This window comes from Streptomyces sp. NBC_00513 (assembly GCF_041431415.1).
Classification (GTDB): domain Bacteria; phylum Actinomycetota; class Actinomycetes; order Streptomycetales; family Streptomycetaceae; genus Streptomyces.
Genome location: NZ_CP107845.1, coordinates 7,152,892 through 7,172,946 on the forward strand (window position 1 = coordinate 7,152,892; position 20,055 = coordinate 7,172,946).

The window sequence follows — 20,055 nt, forward strand, 5'->3', positions numbered from 1 at the left end:
CCGTCCCGGACGCTATCCGTCCTTCGCCACGCCCCGGGCCTCGAAACGCGTGATCGCCGCCTGCGCCCGGGCGAGGACCGCGTCGGCGGCCGTGGCCGCGTGGACGGTGAGCCCGGGTTCGTCGGCACCCAGGGGTTCCAGGGCCTCGTACTGCGACTCCAGGAGCGCGACCGGCATGAAGTGGCCCGCCCGACGGGCGACGCGGGCCCGTGCGACCTCCCTGTCCAGCTCCAGGTACAGGAACCAGACGCCCGGACCGGCGGACCGGAGGCGATCCCGGTACTTCCGTTTGAGCGCCGAGCACGACATCACGACGCTCTGCCCGGCCCGGGTGGTCTCGCGGACGTACTCGGCGAGGCTCGTCAGCCACGGTTCGCGGTCCGCGTCGTCGAGCGGGTGCCCGGCGGCCATCCTGGCGATGTTCGCGGCCGGGTGGAAGCCGTCACCCTCCGCGAAGGGCACGTGGAGCCGCCCCGCGAGGAGCCGCCCCAGCGTGCTCTTGCCCGAGCCGGAGACGCCCATGACCACGACGACGGTCGGCGCCGTACGGGCCGCGACCGGGGCCACCGCGCCTCAACCCAGGCGCTCGGCGATGACGTCACCGACGCGCATCGCGTTCGCGATGGCGGTCAGGGACGGGTTCACCGCGCCGATGCTCGGGAAGAAGCTGGTGTCCACGACGTAGAGGTTGTCGAGGTCGTGGGCCTTGCAGTCGACGTCGAGCGCCGAGGTTCGCGGGTCGGTGCCGAAACGCACGGTGCCGGCCTGGTGGGCGGTGGCGCCGATGGGCATTCCCTTGTGCAGGTAGAGGCTGTGGGGGAGCAGATGGTGCGGGTGCATGCCGAGCGCGTCGAGCATCTTCCGCAGCTTGTGCCGCAGCCGCTCCAGCCCCTCGATGTTGTTCTTCTCGTCGAGGGCCAGATGGACGTCGCCGTTGGCGTCGAGCGTGACGCGGTTCTCCGGCTGGGGCAGGTCCTCGCCGCACAGCCAGAAGTCCACCGCGTGGTGGGCCATCACCTCGAACGGCATGTCGGGCGAGAGCAGTCCGGCCCAGTGGGGCGCCTCGCCCTTGATCTGGTCCGAGTCGGACTTGCCCAACATCTGGATGCCGCCGAGCGGGAAGTCCCAGTCGTCGGAGCCCAGGTACCAGTCGTTCAGCGCGAGGGTCTTCTGGAAGCGGGTGTCGTTCGGTTCCTTCGAAACGGCCATCAGCGCCAGGTTGTTGTGCCGCATGTAGTGGCGGCCGACCGTGTCCGAACTGTTGGCCAGGCCGCCGGGGTGCCGCTCGTTGGCCGAACGCAGCAGCAGCACCGCGGAGTTCACCGCGCCGCAGGCCACCACCACGATGTCGGCGCTGAAGCGCGCCTCCGAACCGTCCTCCAGCCGCGCGACGACAGCGGTGACCGTGCCGCCGGCGGCGTCGGTCTCCAGCCTGCGGACGTCGGCGCCGGTGACCATCTCCACGTTGTCGTGCCGCAGGGCGGGGTCGACACAGATCACCTGCGCGTCCGCCTTGCCGCCGAGGAGGCAGGGGAAGCCGTCCACCCGGTCGCAGCGGATGCACACGCTCTCGTGGGTGGCGCGGCCCCGCTCGTCCTGGATGAGGTTCACGCCGATCGGCAGGTGGAAGGGATGCAGACCGTGCGCCGTGAGGTCCTCGCTGAGCTGCTGGATCCGCGGCTCGTGCTCCACCGGCGGGTAGGCGTACTGGGCGCTGACGGGCCCCTCGCTCGGGTCCTCGCCGTGCCGGCCGTGCACGAGGTAGAGGTGTTCCGCCTCGGTGTAGTAGGGCTCCAGGTCCTCGTAGCCGATCGGCCAGGCGGGGGAGAGCCCGCCGTGGTGGCGCAGCACGCCGAAGTCCTCGGGGCGCAGCCGGAACAGCGCGGCGCCGTAGAACTTGGTGTTCCCGCCGACGTAGTAGTTGACCTCGGGCGGGAACCGGTCACCGTGTTTGTCGTACCAGAACTCGGGCGCCCGGTACTTGCCCCTGACGAAGACCGCGGTGGACTCCCAGTTGTCGCGTTCCCTGGGAAGGTATCCGCCGCGCTCCAGGATCAGGATGCGCTTCCCGCTCGGGGCGAGGCGGTGGGCGATGGTGCCGCCGCCGGCTCCGGTGCCGATGACGATGACGTCGTATCGCTGGTTGTCGGCCATGGTGGCCACCTTGCTGTCGAGGGTGTGGGGTTGCCCGCCTTCGGAGCGGCGGTCAGAGGACGGCGATGGGGTTGACCGGCGAGCCGGTGGCCCGGGGCAGGCGCAACGGCGCGACCACGCAGAAGAACGACCAGCGGCCCGCCTCCTCGCAGAGGGGCACCAGGTCCTCGAACCGGAGGTAGTCCAGGAGGTACAACCCGAGGGCGTGCACGCCCAGGACGTGCACCGGGAAGTCCACGCCGTCCGTGCTGCTCGGCGCCGTGTCGTTGTTGCCGTCACCGCCCAGAAGGGCGACGTGGCGATCGGCGAGGAACTCCATCGCCGTCGGGTGCAGTCCCGCGCGCGAGCTCGCGGCGTCCCACGGGCCGAGTTCGGTGCGTCTGAGCCGGTGGCCGACCCGGACGAACAACAGGTCCCCTTCGCCGACCTCGACCCGTTGGCTCCGTTCGGCGGCCGACAGGTCGTCGGCGGTGACGTGGTCACCGGGTTCCAGCCACGGCACCCCGCGCAGTCGGGGGATGTCGAGGAGGACCCCTCGGCCCACGATGCCGTTCCTGACCGAGTCCACCGACAGGGCCACCGCGCCCTCCGGGGTGAGCGTGGCCGCGTCGACGCCACCGTGCAGGGTCCCGTCGTAGACGACGTGGCAGAGGGCGTCGAGGTGGCTGTCGGCGTTGCCGTGCACGTTCATCTCGAAGTGGTCGAGGGCGAAGTGGAGTCCGTGGGCGTGGACCTCGTTGCGGGACGGGCCGGTCAGTCTGTGTGCGGCGGGTTCCGGATTGTCGGGAGAGGTCCGGGTCTCGATCGGCGCCGCGAGCGTCACCGTCCGGCCGGTCCGGATCTCGTTCGCCGCCGCCTTGACGTGCTCGGGCGTGATGGTGGCCACCGCGCCCCTGACGTCGCTCGTCGCCCGGTCCCTAAGGCGCCGGTAGAGCGCCTCGAAGGCGGCGGGGCTCTGGCGCGGTGGGGCTTCCGGCCGCGACCGGGGCTCCTCGGGCACCGCTTCGCCGGCCACGTCAGTCGCGTTGCCGGTCGAGGGCTTCGTCGAGCGTGCAGGCCGCCGTGATGAGCGACAGGTGGGTGAAGGCCTGCGGGAAGTTGCCGAGTTGCTCGCCGCTGGGACCCACCTCCTCGGCGAAGAGACCGACGTGGTTGGCGTAGGTGTGCATCTTCTCGAACGTGTACCGGGCCGGACGCAGTCGCCCCGCCCGGGCGAGCGCGTCCACGTACAGGAAGGTGCAGAGGCTGAACGTGCCCTCGGAGCCGCGCAGTCCGTCCGGGGACGCCGCCGGGTCGTACCGGTAGACGAGACTGTCGGACACCAGCGTGCGGTCCATGGCGTCCAGGGTGGACAGCCACGACGGATCCCGGGGGCTCACGAAGCCCACCCGGGGCATCAGGAGCAGAGAGGCGTCCAGGACGTCCTCCCCGCCGTAGTGCTGCACGTAGGCTCCGGCGGCTTCGCTCCAGCCGCGTTCCATCACCTGCTCGATGACGGCGTCGCGGGCGGTCCGCCAGCGCTCGGTGTCGCCGGGCCGGCTGAACTCGGTCGCCAGCTTCAGACCGCGGTCGAAGGCGGCCCAGCACATGACCCGGCTGTACGTGAAGTCCTTGCGGCCGCCGCGCGTCTCCCAGATGCCCTCGTCGGGGCGGTCCCAGGAGTCGGCCAGCCAGTCCAGGGTGCGGGAGAGCACCTTCCAGCCGCGGTAGCCGGCCTGGGCGGCGACCTCGTGCCCCGCCGACAGGGCGTAGAGCACCTCGCCGTAGATGTCCAGTTGCAACTGGTCCGAGGCCGCGTTGCCGAGCCGCACCGGAGCCGAGCCGCGGTAGCCCTCCAGATGCCCGAGGATCTCCTCCGTGAGCAGGGGTTCCCCGTCGACCCGGTACATGATCTGCAGGGGTTCGCCCGGCTTGCCCTCCGTATCGCGCAGGCGGTCACCGAGCCAGTGCACGAAGGCGTTTGCCTCCTCGACGAAGCCGAGGTCGAGCAACGCCCGGACGGACAGCGAACCGTCGCGCACCCAGGTGTAGCGGTAGTCCCAGTTCCGTTCGCCGCCGACCTGTTCGGGCAGGCCCATCGTGGCCGCGGCGACCGGGGCGCCACTGGGAGCGTAGGTGAGCAGCTTCAGGGTGATCGCGGAACGGTTCACCATGTCGGGCCAGCGCCCGCGGTAGTTGGAGCCGCGCACCCACTTCTGCCAGAAGTCCGCCGAGTCCCAGAGCTCCTGGGTGATTCCGTCGACGCTGAGTGGGGGAGGCGCCTCGGCGCCGGTGCCGCAGACCGTGACGACGGCCGCCGCGGTCTCCCCCACGTTCAGCGTGACCGACCCGCGCAGATCGTCACCGTCCCGCTCCAGGGGGAAGGTGCTTTGCAGGAACGCGGTCACACCGGGCGCCCGGAAAGTGGAGATCCCCGGCGCCACGTCGAGTTCGTGGGCGGCGCGGGCGTAGTCGAAGCGCGGGCGGCACTCCAGCTCGAAGCTGACGGTTCCCCGCACCGTGCGCGCGGTCCGGATCAGGGTGTGCCGGTCCGCGGGGGAGAGGCCGGTGTTCGGGATCATCCAGTCGATGACCTCGCCGACCCCGTCGGGCGACATGAACCGGGTGACCAGGAGAGCGGTGTCCGGGTAGTAGAGCTGCTTGCACGCGGCCTGGGAATCGCTGGACGCGAGCCGGAAGTATCCACCCCGGTCGTGATCGAGCAGCGAGGCGAAGATGCTGGGCGAGTCGAAGCGCGGCGCCGCGAACCAGTCCACGACGCCCCGTGACGTGATCAGCGCGGCCGTTTGCAGGTCGCCTATGAGCCCGTGCTCGGCGATGGGCGGGTATCGGTCCATGTGCGTCCCCAGACGAAGGAGATCCCCTGATCTCACTATCTTCCAGAAGCGGCCGATGTGCCTGTTGCGCCGTCGGAGGGCGCCCGGGCGGGGGCGCGCGGGCCCGTCCGTACCGGGTGGTGGTCTGCCCGAGCATCGATCTCAGGGCCGTGGCCCGCTCGGCACAGGTGTCCCGGCGGGACACGAAGACCTCCGTGGGGTGGGTTCCCGGACAGCTCCCACCCCACCGGAGGCCTTCGTCGTCTTCACGACCCGCCGAGTGCGACCAACGCGGTGATCAGGAAGCCTGGTGGCCGATCCGGCCGCTCGTGAGGGGCCACTCGCGGTTCAGGGCGCCCAGCGGGATGCGGCGTTCGAAGGCGGGCGTGCCGAACAGGGACAGTTTCAGCTGGAGTTGCCCGCTGAGGTCGAAGCCGCCGTAGAGGGCCCACGCACCGCTCACGGAAGCCTTCCCGTCGGTGGAGGCGGACGCCTTGACGTCGGCCTCGCCGCGCAGGTAGGGGGCGAAGTCCGCGGACACGCCCACGGCTCCGTACAGGCCGACCGCGGCCTCGGCGCCGAGCGCGCCCTTGACGCGCCCGTTGGCGGTGACCTCGGCCTTGACCGGCGTGCTCTGGACATGCGAGGCGCTGACCGGATTCCAGCCCTTGCCCAGCGCGTAGCTGCCACCGACACGGAAGTCGCCCTTGACGTCCTGCCGGACGTCGAGGGTGACGCGTCCGTCGGCTTCCACCTGGATGTAGCAGGTCAGGTCCAGGGTGACGACCACCGGTACCGGGCCCACCTGGATGACCGGGGCACCGTGCAGTTTGGCGAACGGGATGCGCTTGGGGGCCCCGGTGCTCGCGGCGGCGTGGCCCTTGAGGCGCCACTGGGAGGACCAGTCACCGCTCATGCCGAGGAAGGCGGATCGGGGGCCCGAGCCGCCCGAGCCGTCGTACGAGAACTCCACCGTGGGGGCGAGCTGGACGAATCCGGAGACCGAGGCACCGGCGGACACGGGGGCGCCGGGGGCGGTCTCGACGGGGGCGTTCACGTCGAGCCGCAGGTTGCCCAGGGGCAGCTTCGCGCCCTCGGGGCCGAACCGGACCCCCTGGCTCTTGGCCCAGGAGAGCGTGACCCCCTTCATCAGGGGTTCGACCGTGACCGCCGCCGGGTCGACCGGGACCTTGCCGTCCGCCTTGTCGTCGTCGAGGACGGAGGACAATGTCGTGGAGGTCGTCTCGACCTCGGTGCCCAGAGGGGTCTTCGCGCCGACCTCGGTGACCTTCGCGAGGAGTCCGTCGGGGGCTCCCGGCGCGGGTGCGCTGGCGATGACGTCGCCCACGGCGACGGGCTTGTCGGGTGCCGGCGAGCTGCTCGCCGAGCTGCCCGGCGATGGCTTGATCGGCTGCGGGGGACGGGATATGACGGCCCGTCCGGTCTTCCGGTCGTAGGAGGCGACCTTCAGCGACGACGCCTTCGGGGCGCCCTTCCCACCACCGGTGCCCGCCCGGGCGACGGCCGTCGGGGTGGGGGAGTCCACCGGGGCCGCGGCGACGTCGAGTTGCCGAGAACCGTCGGCTTCGGACGCGATGGGGGTGGGGGCCGCGGTTTCGGCGGTGGCGCCGGTGTGCGTGGTCGAGGCACAACCGGTCGCGGCGAGTGCCAGCGTGGTGAGGCCGGGGAGGAGGAGGCGTCTGGCGAGCATGCGCACGTACGTAAGGCCTTCTGGTTGGGGGGAGGTTGCGCTACTGGGAAGTAACGTGAGGGTCGATCATGCCAGGCGGATTCACCGCGAGGGCGTTAACCGGCCACCGCGCGACCGGGGGCCCGCGCCGCTCCGCCCCGGGTCCGCATCCGGGCAGGTGTCCTCGCACGCGGCCGACACCGCGCCCGACGTGTCAGGCGACCGACACCACGACGGGTCCGCCCGACCGGTCGACCCGGGCCGTCCACCCCGCCGGCAGCCGCAGCGACCGGGACGGTGACACCGGGCGCGGGATTCGGCGGCGCCACAGTCGGCGCCCGTCCTGTTCGACCGTCACCACCGGGCAGGTCAGGGGCTCCCCGGACCGCAACAGCAACGGGCGTCCGGCGACGCCCGTGACGCGGTTCGGTGTCACCCACACCAGCGGGGCCCGTACCACCAGGAGGGGGCCCGGGTCCGGCCAGGGCGCCCCCGCGAGATGCGCCAGGACCGATGGCGCGGCGGCGGCGCCCTCCGAGGCGGCCGTGGCGGCGCGCTCGACGCCGCGCAGCGCGTTGCCGACCGCGAAGACACCCGGTGTCCGCGTGCGGAAGGAGGCGTCCACGCAGGGGCCGCGGGTACCCCCGTCCAGGGGGACGCCGCCGCGGCGGGCCAGTTCGTGGTCGGGGATCCAGTCGCCGGTGAACACCACCGTGTCACAGGCGAGGACCCCCGACCGGCCGTCCCGGTGGCTGACGGCCACACCCGACAGGCTTCCCCTGCCGCGCAGTTCGGCCACGGTCGTGCCCGTGAGCAGCGGAACCCCCGGGAGGGCGCGGGCGCGCGGCCGTTCGGTGACCATCGCCACCACGTCCGCACCCGCGTGCCGGAGGGTTCGGACCGCGTGCCGGGCCACCGGCTCGGCGCCCACCACCACGGCCCGCCGGCCGACCGACCCGCCGTGGAGGTGGACCCACTGCTGCAACTCGCCGGTGGTGAAGACGCCCGCCGGACGGGACCCCGGGACCAGGCGGGCGCTGCGGGGGCGCTCACGGGCTCCCGTCGCGAGGATCACGGTCCGGGCCGTGATCCGCTCCAGACCCGCCGGACTCGTGGCCTCCAACGTCAGGGGTCCCGCCCAGCCGGTGGCGCTGACACCGGTACGGACGTCGGCCCCGGCGTCCACGGCCGTGTCCGTCAACTTCCGTGCGTACGCGGGACCGTGGAGCAGCGATCGGAGCGGCCGGGCGGTGTCCCATCCGAGGCCGTGGTGGTAGTGGCGGGGCGCCCCGCCGGCCTCCCGCTCGCGCTCCAGCACCTCGACCCGCCCGGCGCCGGCGGCGGCGAGGCGGGCGGCCAGGGCCAACCCGGCGGGGCCGGCCCCGACGATCAGGACGTCGACCGTGCGGTTCACCGCCGGGTCTCCTCGAACAGGGCGCGGACGGCGGCGCCGCAGTGGAAGCCCTGACAGCGGCCGCCCCGGGCGCGGGTGCGCCTGCGTAGTCCGTCCGGCGATGCGGGCGGGATCGTCGACGCGAACGCGTCGCGGATCTCGCCGCGGGTCACGCGCTCGCAGTGACAGACGATCCTGCCGTACTCCGGGTCCGACTCGATCATCCGCGCGTCGCGGTACGGTCGGGGGAACGCCTCGCCCAGGTTCGGCATGCGTACCGGCTCCGGCTCCCGCGCGCCGGTCACGGGCAGACCGCCGTCGGCCAGCAGCTCCACGACGTGGGCGGCGATGGCCATCGAGGCGGTCAGGCCCGTCGAGCGGATCCCGCCCACGGTGACGTACCGCTGCGCGGGATGGGCCCTGATCGCGTAGTCGTCGTGCTCGGTGGCGGTCCGCAGTCCGGCGTACACGGCGGTGACCTCCTCCTCCAGGAGCGCCGGCAGGATCCGCCGGCCCCGCTCGCGCAGCAGCGCGTGTCCCTCGGCGGTCGAACCGGTGGCCGTCTTGTCGTCCAGGTCCTCGGCGGTCGGCCCGAGCATCACGTTCCCGTACACCGTCGGCGACACCAGCACTCCCTTGCCGAGGGCGCCCGGCACCGGCAGCAGGATGTGCCGGACCAGGTCGCGGGCGAGTTCGTCGAAGACGATCAGCTGGCCCCGCCGGGGCGTCACCGTGAAGTCCGCGTGACCCAGCAGCCGGTCGATCTCGTCCGCGTACAGGCCCGCCGCGTTGACCAGGTGACGGGTGCGCAGCGCCCCCCGTGTCGTGGCCAGGATGTGGGGGTCCCCCGAGACCACCGACTCGACACGGCAGCCGAGGTGCAGGTCCACGCCCGCGCGGACGGCCTGCGTCGCGTACGCGAGTGTGGTCGTCCAGGGGCAGATCACGGACTCGCCCGGCACGTCGAGCGCCCCCGTCACTCCGGGTCCGAGCCGGGGTTCGCGGGCCCGCACCTCTTCGGCCGGGACGATCCGGGCCGCGCGGTAGCCGTTGCGTACGGCCTTGTCGGCGAGGCCCGGCAGCGCGGCCCGCTGCTCCTCGTCCCAGGCGACGAGGAGGGCCCCGAGCGGTTCGACGGGGATGCCGCTCTCGGCGGCGTACGAGGTGAGCAGCCGCCGGCCCTCCCGGACCAGCCGGGCTTCGAGGGAGCCGGGCACCGCGTCGAAACCGGTGTGCAGGATAGCGGTGTTGGCCTTGGACGTGCCGTCACCGACGTCGTCGGACGCCTCGACCAGGGCGACGCGCAAGGGGAGTCGGGCCAGTTCGCGGGCGATGGCCGCACCCACCACGCCCGCGCCGACGACCGTCACGTCGTACGCCCCGCCCGGCAGGGCGCCCGCCGTGGTGACGCTCATGCCGGGCCGTCGCCGAGCAGCGCCGACACCGCCGTCCGAAACCGTGCGCGGCGTTCCGCTGCCTGCCCCGCATCGACCCTCGGCTCGTAGACGGCGGCCGGTTTCCACTCCGGGACGGCCTCGTGGACGGTGAGCGACGGGTCGAGACCGATCCGGGCGACCGCGCCGACGCCGAGCGCCGTCACGTCGGGCAACGCCGAGACCTCGACGGGGATCCGGAGCAGATCGGCCTGGGCCTGCATGAGCAGCGCCGAACGGGTCAGCCCGCCGTCGACGCGCAGGGACGTGAGCGGCGCGCCCAGATCTTCGGCGACCGCGTCCGCGAGCTCCGCCACCTGCGCGGCGATGCCGTCGCACAGGGCGCGCACCAGGTGCCCGGCCGTGGTGTCGAGGCCGAGGCCGGTGACCGAGCCCCGCAGGTCGCCGCGCCACCACGGGGCGGCGAGCCCGGCGAGCGCGGGCACGAAGGTGACGCCCCCGGAGTCCGCGACGCCGCCGCCCACGCCGTCGATGTCCTCGGCGCCCGATATCACCCCGAGATCGGTCAGCCAGCGCACGGCGGACGCGGCCGTGTACACCTGTCCGTCCAGGCAGTAGTCGGTGCGTCCGGAGATCCGCCAGGCGACACAGCCGACCAGCCCGGAGGCACTGCGACGGGGCAGCGGGCCGGTCTGCGCGAGCAGGAACGCACCTGTTCCGTACGTGCACTTGGCGGCGCCGGGTTCGGTGACGCGCTGGCCGAGCAGCGCCGCCTGCTGGTCCACGAGCAGCCCCGTCAACGGCACCTCGGGCCCGAAGGCTGTGGTGGTGCCGACGCGGGTGTCCGCGTCGACGATCTCCGGCATTCGTTCGTCCGAGAGGTCGAAGGCGCCGAGTGCCGCGTCCGACCAGTGGACGGTCTCCAGGTCCAGCAGTTGGGTACGGCCCGCGGTCGCCGCATCGGTGACGAACGCACCGGTGAGGCGGTGGACCAGCCACACGTCGCTGGTCGTCACGACGCCCTCGCGGGTCAGATGACGGCGTATCCAGGCCATCTTGGGTGCGGCGAAATACGGGTCCAGCGGCAGTCCCGTCGTCTCCCGCAACCACGCCGCGTGCGGCGCGAGTTCGGTGCAGAGAGGTTCGGCGCGCCGGTCCTGCCAGACGATCGCGTCGGTCAGCGGCTCACCGCTCGCCGGATCCCAGGCGAGTACGGTCTCGCCCTGGTTGGCCAGCCCCACCGCCACCACGGGCTCACCGGCCGAGGCCAGCGCGGCGCGCCCGGCCTCGACCACCGAGTTCAGCAGCTCGAAGGGGGCGACCTCCACCCGGCCGCCCGGCAGGTATCGGGGGCGCACGGGTGCGGAACCCGTGCCGATGACCCCGCGTACCGGGCAGATGACGAGTGCCTTGGTTCCCGATGTGCCTTGGTCGACCGCGAGCACCGGGCCCGTCATCACCGCTCCGCTCCTGGGGTCCACACGTCTGATCTCCGGTCGCTTGATCGTCGGTCGGAAGCCTTCACCAGCGGACGTCACCCCGTCAAGATCGACCGACGAGGTGATGCGCATGCCTGACGCAAAGTCATATGCGTTCCATGACTTGATACTTGCGGTCGATCGAGTTTTCGGATGCGGATGCGCTCACTCGTTCTATAGTGATCGCCGATCAACGGGAAGGATGCCGACCGTGGGTCAACGGCGGTGATCGGGCGCACGGTTCGGCACGCGGTTCGCACCTCACGTGCGCCGACGCGGCCGCGGTGTGACCGGTCGAGCGCCGACTGGACCCACCCTCCACGCGACCCGAGGACTGATGAACACGACCACCGCACGTGGCCCGCGATCCCGTATCCCGTCGACCGGGACGAGGTGATGGCGGGCGGAGACCTCCGGCCCGTCTACCATCCCGCCGGCCACGACAACGAACTGCGGCTCGCCGTTCAGGACCTGCGCACCGGTCGCTGGGTGTCGATGGAGCGGTTGCTCGAACGGACGGCCGGCTGGGGACTGTGGACCCAGCGCACCCAGGTCCTCGCCGCCGTCGCCGCCGGAACCGATGTCGTCCAGGCGTGGCGCACCGAGCAGCCGCGGAGCCTCGCGGCGACCGTGATGCACACCCGGGTCACCGTCGAACGCGCCGTACGCGCCCACCGTGCCGGACACCCCCGCACCCACGAGCTGTGGGAAGAGGCCTGGCAGGCCTGCAACGCCACCGCCGGCCTCAGCCCCGCCGACCCCGTGCCCTGGATCTGCCTGCTCGCGCTCGCCCTCCTCGACGAGCACCACCAGATGGACGAGCACCGGCTCCCGCCTCCCGGCCCGATGCTGCCCCCCGGGCCCTGGGGCATCCTCGCGGAGGCGGACCGGCGGGACCCGTACAACCGCGAGGCGTACCACCGGATGCTCCAGTTCGTGTACGCGCGCACGCCGCGCCCCCTCTCCGACGCGGCCGACTTCGTCCACTGGGCGGCCGGGTCCGCTCCGCCCGGGTCCGCCGTCCATGTGCTGCCGCTCTATGTGCGGGTCGAGCGCTACCGACGCGAGGGCGGCCAGGACAAGGCCCTCGACCTGCATTGGGTCGCCGAGGACGCCGCCCGCGAAGCCGGACACGCCCTCGACGTCTGGTTCCGCCACACCGACCCGACGTACGCCTCCCCACTCGATCTGAACCACCTGGCCCACGCCCTGTGGGGAGCCCTCCGGTTCGACGACGCGTCCCGGGTCTTCGACGCGATCGGCCGGTACTGGACCGCCCTGCCGTGGGCGGACCGGACCCGCGACCCGGCCGACCCGGCAGCCGCCGAGGAGGTGTTCCTCCAGGCCAGGGCCCGCAGCCTGGCCGGCCGGGACTGAACCACCCCGCGGACCGCTCCCGCGACACCACCCCCGCGCCGCCCCACCGTCCCCCTGCTCCACCACCCCCGGAGGTACCGCCATGTCCCGAACCGCATGGGAATCCCGCCAGGACCCCAAGGCAGCCCCACCCCGACAGGACGAGGAGGAGCGACTCAGAGAACTCGGCTACCAGCCGGTGCTCGCCCGCCGCATGGGAGGCTTCGGCAACTTCGCCATCAGCTTCTCGGTCATATCCGTCCTCTCGGGCTGCATGACCCTGTACGGCTTCGGCCTGGGCACCGGCGGACCGTCCGTCATGCTGTGGGGCTGGGTCGGTGTCGGCCTCTTCGTGCTCTGCGTGGGCCTCGCCCTGGCCGAGGTGACCAGCGCCTACCCGACGTCGGGGGCGCTGTACTACATGGCCGACCGGCTCGGCGGACGCCGCTGGGGCTGGTACACGGGCTGGCTGAACCTGCTGGGCCTGCTCGGCGCCATCGCCGGGATCGACTACGGCGCCGCCCTGTTCACCGGCGCCTTCCTCAACCTCCAGTTCGGCTTCGTGCCCACCGCCGGCTCCACGTTCCTGATCTTCCTGTGCATCCTGCTGCTGCACGCCACGCTCAACCTCTTCGGCGTCCGCCTCGTCAGCGTGCTCAACTCCATCAGCGTCTGGTGGCACCTGGCCGGTGTCGCCGTGATCGTCGGCGCCCTGGCCCTCGTCCCCGACCACCACCAGTCGGCCTCGTTCGTGTTCACCGAGTTCGTCAACGACACCGGCTGGGCCAACCCGTTCTACGTGGCGGCCGTCGGCCTGCTCCTCGCCCAGTACACCTTCTCCGGCTACGACGCCTCCGCGCACCTGTCCGAGGAGACCTCGAACGCCTCCGTCTCCGCCGCCAAGGGCATCGTCCGGGCCATCTGGGTCTCCTGGATCGCCGGATTCGCCCTGCTCGCGGGCCTCACCTTCGCCATCCAGGACTACGCGGCCGTCCAGAACAGCGCCACCGGCGTCCCGCCGGCCCAGATCCTCCTGGACGCCCTCGGCTCCGGCGGCGCGACCGCCCTGCTGCTCGTCGTCATCGTCGCGCAGCTCTTCTGCGGCAACGCCGAGGTCGCCGCCGCGAGCCGGATGGTCTTCGCGTTCAGCCGGGACAACGCCCTGCCCGGCTCCGCGCTGTGGCGCAAGGTCAGCAGCCGTACCCAGACGCCCGTCCCGGCGGTGTGGCTGTCGGTCGTCGTCGCGGGAGTGCTCGCCCTGCCGTCCCTCTACTCCGCCACCGCGTACGGCGCCGTGACCGCCATCAACGTCATCGGCATCACCCCGGCCTACGCCATCCCGATCTACCTGCGGCTCCGCGCCGGCGACCGGTTCGAACCCGGCCCGTGGAGCCTCGGCCGCTGGAGCAAGCCGATCGGCTGGATCGCCGTCGTCTGGGTGGCCGTCGTCACCGTGCTGTTCTGCCTGCCGCAGAAGTCCCCGGTCACCATCGACTCGATGAACTACGCGGTGATCGCCCTGGCCGTGGTGTTGGTGCTCGCCAGCGTGTGGTGGTACGTCGCCCGACGCTCCTACGGCACCCCGTCGGCGTACGGGAACGCCCGGGAGCAGGCCGAGATCGCCGAGGACATCGTCTGAGCACACCACGCGACGCCGCCTCGGCCGGCCACCGCAGGGTGGCCGGCCGAGGCGGGCGGGGGTGAAGCCTCGCTTCGGGTTCCGTGCGTTGCGTTCAGGCGACCACGATGTTCTCGGCCTGCGGCCCCTTCTGCCCCTGGGTCACGTCGAACGTGACGGCCTGCCCCTCGGTGAGCTCCCGGTAGCCCGAGCCCGCGATGTTGGAGTAGTGGGCGAACACGTCCGGACCGCCACCCTCCTGGGCGATGAAGCCGAAGCCCTTCTCCGAGTTGAACCACTTCACGGTGCCACTGGCCATGCTGAACATCCTTCGTCCACACGGGGAACCGGCCCGGTCGGGACGGCCCCGAAGCGCGGCGCCGCCGGCTTCGCCAGCAGGACTACCCCGATCCGCGCCCGCGTACGCCAGGCGGGCAGCGTTCGATCGGCGGGCTTCTCAGACGGAGTCGCGACCCCTGCGGGCGGGCTCGCCGTTCGCGGGCGGGTAGCCGGGTCGCGCCGGTACCGGCGGCCGCAGCGGCGGCGAGGGCAGCGGCGGGAGCGCCGGGTCGTACAGCCAGGTCGCGAACAGGTCGTCGACCGGTTCGGCCGCGTAGCGGGCCACGTGGCCGATGAAGCCCGCGGTGGTCACCACGCCGTTCCGGTGCGCCGCGGCCCAGTCACGCAACATCCGGAAGAACGCGCCGTCGCCCAGGGCGCAGCGCACCGCGTGCACGGCGAGACCCCCGCGCTGGTACAGCCGGTCGTCGAACATCAGCTTGCGACCGGGATCCGCCGGCGTCAGGTCCTGCGGCTGCGAGGACAGGAGCCGGTGCGCGCCGAGGGCCAGCGCGTGCGCGGTGCGGCCACCGGAGTGCTCCGACCACAGCCATTCCGCGTACTTCGCGAAGCCCTCGTTCAGCCAGATGTGCCGCCAGTCGGCGATGCTGACGCTGTTGCCGAACCACTGGTGAGCGAGCTCGTGGGCGACGAGCCGTTCCGAACCGCGCGCGCCGTCCACGTGATTGGCGCCGAAGAGCGACAACCCCTGGGCCTCCACCGGCACGTCCAGTTCCTCGTCGACCACCACGACCGCGTACTCGCCGAACGGATAGGGGCCGAACAGGTCCTCGAACAACCGCATCATGGCGGGCTGCCGGGCGAAGTCCCGGGAGAAGCGCGGCAGCAGGTGGGCCGGTACGTGGGCGGTCTGCGGCACCCCGCCGAGCCCCGGATCGCCGAGCAACACCGTCTGGTACGCCCCGATGGCCAGGCCCACCAGATAGCTGGAGGTCGGCGCGGACTGTTCGTACACCCAGGTGGTGGTGCTGGCCTTCGTCGTGCGGGTGAGCAACCGGCCGCCGGCCACCACCGTGTAGGCGGACGGGGTGTTCACCGAGATCTGGTACGAGGCCTTGTCCGCCGGCCTGTCGTTGCACGGATACCAGGAGGGGGCGCCGACCGGCTGGCTGGCCACCAGCGCGCCGTCCGTCAGCTCCTCCCAGCCGATGCCGCCCCACGGGCTGCGCACCGGCTTGGGATTGCCCGCCCAGTGCACCTCCACCGTGAAGGCGGCGCCGGCGGCGAGCGGCTTGGCCGGCCGGACCCGCAGCTTTCCGCCGCGGTGGGTGAAATGCGGCGCCCGGCCGTTCACCAGGACCCGGCCTATCCGGAAATCGGCCAGGTTCAGGTGGAACTCGGCGAGCGGTGCCCGCCCCGCGATGGCGCTGAGCCGGGCCGTCCCCGCCAGCCGGTTGGGGCCGGGGCGGTACTCCAGAGCGAGTTCGTAGCGGTGCACACGGTAACGGGGGTCGCCGTTGGCCGGAAAGTACGGGTCCGATGCCGCTGTTCTCTGGCCGCTCATACCGCTCCCTGCGCTGTGCTCGGGCCCTCTCAGGCCCGCCACGCCTCGATCGGGTTGCCCAGCCAACGGGTGTCGGCGGGGACGGATTCCCCGGCCATCACGAGAGAGGCGGGACCCAGTGTGCTGTGGGCACCGACCGTACTCCCGGGCAGGACGATGCCGCCCGGCCCCAGGGTGGAGCCCTCACGGAGGACCACAGTATCCGTCCTCAAGATCCGGTCGTGGAAGAGGTGCGTCTGCAACACGCAGCCGCGGTTCACACTCACCGCGTCGCCCAGCACCACCAGGTCCGTCTCGGGCAACCAGTAGCTCTCACACCACACGCCCCGGCCGATCCGGGCCCCGAGCGCGCGCAACCACAGGGCCAGCACCGGCGTACCGGGCACGGATCCGGCCAACCACGGCACGGCCAGCACCTCGACGAAGGTGTCGGCCAGCTCGTTGCGCCACACGAAGCCGCTCCACAACGGGTGCTCTCCCGCCCGGTGCCGCCCCACCAGCAGCCACTTCGCGGCCACCGTGACCCCGCACGCCGCCGTACCGGCCGCGAGCAGGACCACCCCGGACAACAGCGCCGCGCCCGCGACCCCCGTCCCGTCCGCCGTGCCCAGAGCGCAGAGCGCCGCCACCGTCAGCACGGCCAGGGCCGCCGAGCAGAACACCGGCACGAGCCGGCACAGCTCCACCAGGCCCCGCGCCCACAGCAGCCGTACGGGCGGATCGTAGGTCAGGCTCTGGTCGGCGTCCGCGGTGGACCGGGGCAGCCTGACCGGCGGCAGACCCAGGTACGAACTGCCCTTCTTGGCCTTCTTCGGAGTCGCCGACAGCACCCCGACCAGCCCGCCGTCCGGCACCGTGCGGCCCGGCGCGGTCATGCCGGAGTTCCCCAGGAACGCCCGCCGGCCGATCTCGGAGTGACCGATCCGCATCCAGCCGCCGCCCAGTTCGTACGGGGCGGTCAGGGTGTCGTCGGCCAGGAAGGCACCCTCGCCGACGGTGGTGAGGCTCGGCAGAGCGAGCACCGTGGACACCTCCGCGCCCCGGCCGATCCTCATGCCCAGCAGCCTCAGCCACACCGGAGTGATCAGCCCGGCGTACAGCGGGAACAGGGTCTCCCGCGACAGGTCCATCAGCTGGGTGACCGTCCACGCCTGCCAGCCGATCCTGCCGTGCGTCGGATGCGTGCCCGTCCGCAGGCCGAGGCTGAGCAGCCGTACGGACACCAGCAGCAGCAGCGCGTACGCCGCCCCGAACGCGAGGGCCCCGGGCACCACGGCGAGCAAGGCGCCCCGCAGCGCCTCGACCAGCCCGGCGTCGGCCGGCACGAACCGGCCGACCACGAACAGGGCGGGCAGGGCGGCGAGCACCGGCAGCGCCGTGAGACCGAAGCCGGCCGCCCCGTAGGCGGCCCGCCACCGGAGCGAGCGCGGCGGGCGTTCCCGGGGCCAGTTGCGCTTGGCCTTGCCGAGCTTGACGGCGGGAGCCCCGGCCCAGCGCTGGCCGGTCGGCACCTGCCCGGCCACGGCGGAACCCGGGGCCACCTCGGCCCGCTTGCCGACCCGCGCACCGGGGAAGAGCAGGCTGCGGGTGCCGACCACCGCACCCGCGCCGACCTTCACCGGGCCGATCACCAGCCGGTCCCCGTCCAACCAGTGCCCGCTCAGGTCCACCTCCGACTCCACGGCGCAGCCGCGGCCGAGCTTGAGCATGCCCGTCACCGGCGGCAGCGAGTGCAGGTCCACCTCGGGCCCGACCTTGGCGCCGAGGGCCCGCGCGTAACGCTCCAGCCAGGAACCGGTCAGCGAGGTCGCTCCGGCGCACTCGGCGAGCCGCTCGGCCGTCCACAACCTCAGGTGCACGCTTCCCCCGCGCGGATGACGGCCCGCCTTCACCCCGCGCAACAACAGGCGCGCGCCGCCGGCCGCGATCACCAGCCGGCCCGGCGGACTGAACAGCAGCGCCGCGCCGGCGGCGACCAGCCACCACGAGGCGGTGGGCGCCCACGGATAGGGCCCGAACAGGTGCAGCACGTTGCCCAGGGCCAGCAACGCCACCGTCCAGCGCAGACCGACCAGCGTGAACAGCGGGAGCAGCAGGAGACACTGCGCCACCTGGGAACGCGGCGGAACCGGGGCGACGACACGGGCCGCGTCCTCGTCCCGTACCGACTTCTCCAACCGGCGGGCCAGCTTGCGCAGGGTGGGCTGCTGGTAGATGTCGAGGACGGCCGCGCGCGGGTAGCGGGTGCGCAGGCGCGTGGTGAGGCGGGCGGCGGCGAGGCTGTTGCCGCCGATCGCGAAGAAGTCGTCGGACGCCCCGGCGACGGTCACGCCCAGGGTCTCGCCCCACTGCTCGGCGAGCCAGGCCTCGGTGCCGTACAACTGCTCGACGGGCCCGGAGGCCTCCGTCTCGGGGAGCGGCCAGGGCAGCGCGTCCCGGTCCACCTTGCCGGAGGTGCGCGTCGGCAGGTCGGCGACGGGCGCGAGCAGCGGCACGAGGGCCGCGGGCAACTCGGCGCGCAGCCGCTCGACGGCCGCCGCGTGGTCCCAGCCCTCCTGGGTGACCAGATAGCCGACCAGGAGTTGGTTGCCGCCGCGCGCCGTGCGGACCGCGCACGCCGCGCCCGCGACACCGGGCAGTGCCTGGAGCGCGGCGTCCACCTCGCCCAGCTCGATCCGGCGACCGCCCAGCTTGATCTGTTCGTCGCCCCGGCCGAGGAAGACCAGCCCCTCCGGTTCCGCGCGGACGAGGTCGCCGCTGCGGTAGGCGCGCCGCCAGCCGAGGGATTCCAGCGGGGCGTACTTCTCGGCGTCCTTCGCCGGGTCCAGGTAGCGGGCCAGTCCGACACCGCCGATGACGAGCTGTCCGCTGCCGCCCATCGGCACCGGTTCGCCGGACTCGTCGACCACGGCCAGTTCCCAACCGTTCAGCGGGAGGCCGATCCGGATCGGTTCCTCGCCGGTCAGGAGCGAGGCGCAGGCGACGACGGTGGCCTCGGTGGGGCCGTAGGTGTTCCACACTTCACGGCCCTCGGTGACCAGGCGCTGGGTCAGCTCGGGCGGGCACGCTTCCCCGCCGAAGATCAGCAACCGGACGTCGGCGAGAGTGTCGGGCTCCCAGAGCGCGGCCAGGGTGGGGACCGTGGACACCACGGTGATGTCCTGTTCCAACAGCCAGGGGCCGAGGTCGGCGCCGCTGCGGACCTGGGAGCGGGGGACGGGCACGAGGCAGGCGCCGTGGCGCCAGGCCAGCCACATCTCCTCGCAGGACGCGTCGAAGGCGACGGACAGCCCGGCCATGACCCGGTCGCCGGGCCCGATCGGCTCCTCGGCGAGGAAGAGCGCGGACTCCGCGTCGACGAACGCGGCGGCGCCGCGGTGGCTGACGGCGACACCCTTGGGCTTGCCGGTGGAACCGGAGGTGAAGATGATCCACGCGTCGTGTTCGGGTCCCGGGCGCGCGGCGGGCTCCGTCGGGAGTCCCGAGGGTGCCGCCGCCGGTCGTCCGGTCACCTCGACACGCTCTCCGGCGCCCAGGACGGCCCGCACCCCGGCCTCGGCGAAGACCAGCTCGGCCCGCTCGTCCGGGTCCTCGGCGTCGACCGGCACGTAGGCGGCGCCGGCGGCGAGCACGGCGAGGACGGACACGTACAGCTCGTTGGTCCCGGACGGCACGCGAACGCCGACCCGGTCGCCGCGCCCCACCCCGGCGGCAGCGAGGGCACGCCTGCGACGCTCCACCTCCGAGGCCAGCGCCCGGTAGGTCAGGCGGCCGGCGCCGTCGTCCAGGGCGAGCTCGTCGGGGTGCGCGCGCACGGTGGCCTCGAAGACGTCGACGAGGGTGCGCGGCGGGGCGGCGGGCCCGGCGGAGAAGACCGCGCCCTTCCCGGACTCCCCGCCCGTCCCGTGCTCCCCGTGCCCAGCGGACCCGCCGGGCACACCGGAACCCTCGGGCACGCCGGAACCCTCGGGCCCGAGGCCGTCTCGATCCGCGTCGGCGGCGCCCACGTGGCCGTTTCCGCCCTCGTCGTCGAGCAGAGTCAGTTCACCGCGTTCAGGTGTGGCTGCCATCGGCCCTCACGTCTCGGTCCCGGAGTGTCCGGGTCGCCGGCGGAGCCCAGGTTTGCCCGGGTTGTTCCGGCCCAGCACCAAACAACCGGCCAGTCTAGTCCGCGATCAAGAATCTTCTCGTCGAAGGCTTGTGTGTGGCGGAGAAGAGGCGGTACGGGACACGGACGTGCCCCGTCCGTGCGGGGCTGCCGTACGACCCCGTCCGAAAGACCGGCAACCATT

General features: G+C 72.7%; 13 protein-coding genes. 2 read left to right on the forward strand and 11 right to left on the reverse strand.

The window, feature by feature from the left end; all coding sequences use genetic code 11:
• Positions 1-12: 12 nt before the first annotated feature.
• From OHA84_RS32200 to OHA84_RS32235, 8 genes are all read right to left on the reverse strand, one after another.
• The gene (locus OHA84_RS32200) at positions 13-522 is read right to left on the reverse strand and encodes a gluconokinase (RefSeq protein WP_266973870.1); all 510 of its coding nucleotides are present in this window, start codon (positions 520-522) and stop codon (positions 13-15) included.
• Positions 523-573: 51 nt separating this feature from the next.
• Complete coding sequence (locus OHA84_RS32205; protein WP_266952702.1) at positions 574-2,154, reverse strand: GMC oxidoreductase; 1,581 nt, start codon at positions 2,152-2,154, stop codon at positions 574-576.
• A gap of 52 nt (positions 2,155-2,206) precedes the next feature.
• The gene (locus OHA84_RS32210; protein ID WP_266968398.1) at positions 2,207-3,169 is read right to left on the reverse strand and encodes a cyclase family protein; all 963 of its coding nucleotides are present in this window, start codon (positions 3,167-3,169) and stop codon (positions 2,207-2,209) included.
• 1 nt (position 3,170) lies between these two features.
• Entirely contained in the window at positions 3,171-4,991 is a 1,821-nt protein-coding gene (locus OHA84_RS32215; protein WP_266968396.1) for a glycoside hydrolase family 15 protein, read from the reverse strand.
• A gap of 277 nt (positions 4,992-5,268) precedes the next feature.
• Entirely contained in the window at positions 5,269-6,687 is a 1,419-nt protein-coding gene (locus tag OHA84_RS32220) for a hypothetical protein (protein ID WP_266968394.1), read from the reverse strand.
• 187 nt (positions 6,688-6,874) lie between these two features.
• Entirely contained in the window at positions 6,875-8,074 is a 1,200-nt protein-coding gene (locus OHA84_RS32225) for an NAD(P)/FAD-dependent oxidoreductase (protein WP_266968392.1), read from the reverse strand.
• A complete protein-coding gene (locus OHA84_RS32230) occupies positions 8,071-9,468 on the reverse strand; it encodes an FAD-dependent oxidoreductase (RefSeq protein ID WP_266968390.1) in 1,398 nt (465 codons plus the stop codon). Before OHA84_RS32230 ends, OHA84_RS32225 begins: the two co-directional genes overlap by 4 nt.
• A complete protein-coding gene (locus OHA84_RS32235; RefSeq protein WP_266968388.1) occupies positions 9,465-10,904 on the reverse strand; it encodes an FGGY family carbohydrate kinase in 1,440 nt (479 codons plus the stop codon). The genes OHA84_RS32230 and OHA84_RS32235 overlap by 4 nt, the downstream gene beginning before the upstream one ends.
• 417 nt (positions 10,905-11,321) lie before the next feature.
• On the opposite strand from OHA84_RS32235, the gene OHA84_RS32240 reads away from it, so the two are divergent.
• Positions 11,322-12,302: a hypothetical protein gene (locus OHA84_RS32240; protein WP_266968386.1), complete on the forward strand. Its 981-nt coding sequence runs from the start codon at positions 11,322-11,324 to the stop codon at positions 12,300-12,302.
• A gap of 82 nt (positions 12,303-12,384) precedes the next feature.
• Positions 12,385-13,920, forward strand: a complete 1,536-nt coding sequence (locus OHA84_RS32245; RefSeq protein WP_266952718.1) for an amino acid permease — start codon at positions 12,385-12,387, stop codon at positions 13,918-13,920.
• A gap of 94 nt (positions 13,921-14,014) precedes the next feature.
• On the opposite strand, the gene OHA84_RS32250 is transcribed toward OHA84_RS32245, so the two are convergent.
• The 3 genes from OHA84_RS32250 to OHA84_RS32260 form a co-directional block, all read right to left on the reverse strand.
• Positions 14,015-14,218 (reverse strand): cold-shock protein, encoded by a 204-nt coding sequence (locus OHA84_RS32250; protein ID WP_266952720.1) that lies wholly within the window; start codon positions 14,216-14,218, stop codon positions 14,015-14,017.
• 138 nt (positions 14,219-14,356) lie between these two features.
• A complete protein-coding gene (locus OHA84_RS32255) occupies positions 14,357-15,763 on the reverse strand; it encodes a M1 family metallopeptidase (RefSeq protein WP_266952722.1) in 1,407 nt (468 codons plus the stop codon).
• 29 nt (positions 15,764-15,792) lie between these two features.
• Entirely contained in the window at positions 15,793-19,833 is a 4,041-nt protein-coding gene (locus tag OHA84_RS32260; protein ID WP_266968383.1) for a Pls/PosA family non-ribosomal peptide synthetase, read from the reverse strand.
• Between the last annotated feature and the right edge of the window lie 222 nt (positions 19,834-20,055).

What these genes read in the sequence shown, in the direction of transcription:
- OHA84_RS32200 (WP_266973870.1), bottom strand. Translation starts at nt 522, where the DNA reads ATGGGCGTCTCCGGCTCGGGCAAGAGCACGCTGGGGCGGCTCCTCGCG.
- OHA84_RS32205 (WP_266952702.1), bottom strand. Translation starts at nt 2,154, where the DNA reads ATGGCCGACAACCAGCGATACGACGTCATCGTCATCGGCACCGGAGCC.
- OHA84_RS32215 (WP_266968396.1), bottom strand. Translation starts at nt 4,991, where the DNA reads ATGGACCGATACCCGCCCATCGCCGAGCACGGGCTCATAGGCGACCTG.
- OHA84_RS32230 (WP_266968390.1), bottom strand. Translation starts at nt 9,468, where the DNA reads ATGAGCGTCACCACGGCGGGCGCCCTGCCGGGCGGGGCGTACGACGTG.
- OHA84_RS32235 (WP_266968388.1), bottom strand. Translation starts at nt 10,904, where the DNA reads ATGACGGGCCCGGTGCTCGCGGTCGACCAAGGCACATCGGGAACCAAG.
- OHA84_RS32240 (WP_266968386.1), top strand. Translation starts at nt 11,322, where the DNA reads ATGGCGGGCGGAGACCTCCGGCCCGTCTACCATCCCGCCGGCCACGAC.
- OHA84_RS32245 (WP_266952718.1), top strand. Translation starts at nt 12,385, where the DNA reads ATGTCCCGAACCGCATGGGAATCCCGCCAGGACCCCAAGGCAGCCCCA.
- OHA84_RS32250 (WP_266952720.1), bottom strand. Translation starts at nt 14,218, where the DNA reads ATGGCCAGTGGCACCGTGAAGTGGTTCAACTCGGAGAAGGGCTTCGGC.
- OHA84_RS32255 (WP_266952722.1), bottom strand. Translation starts at nt 15,763, where the DNA reads ATGAGCGGCCAGAGAACAGCGGCATCGGACCCGTACTTTCCGGCCAAC.
- OHA84_RS32260 (WP_266968383.1), bottom strand. Translation starts at nt 19,833, where the DNA reads ATGGCAGCCACACCTGAACGCGGTGAACTGACTCTGCTCGACGACGAG.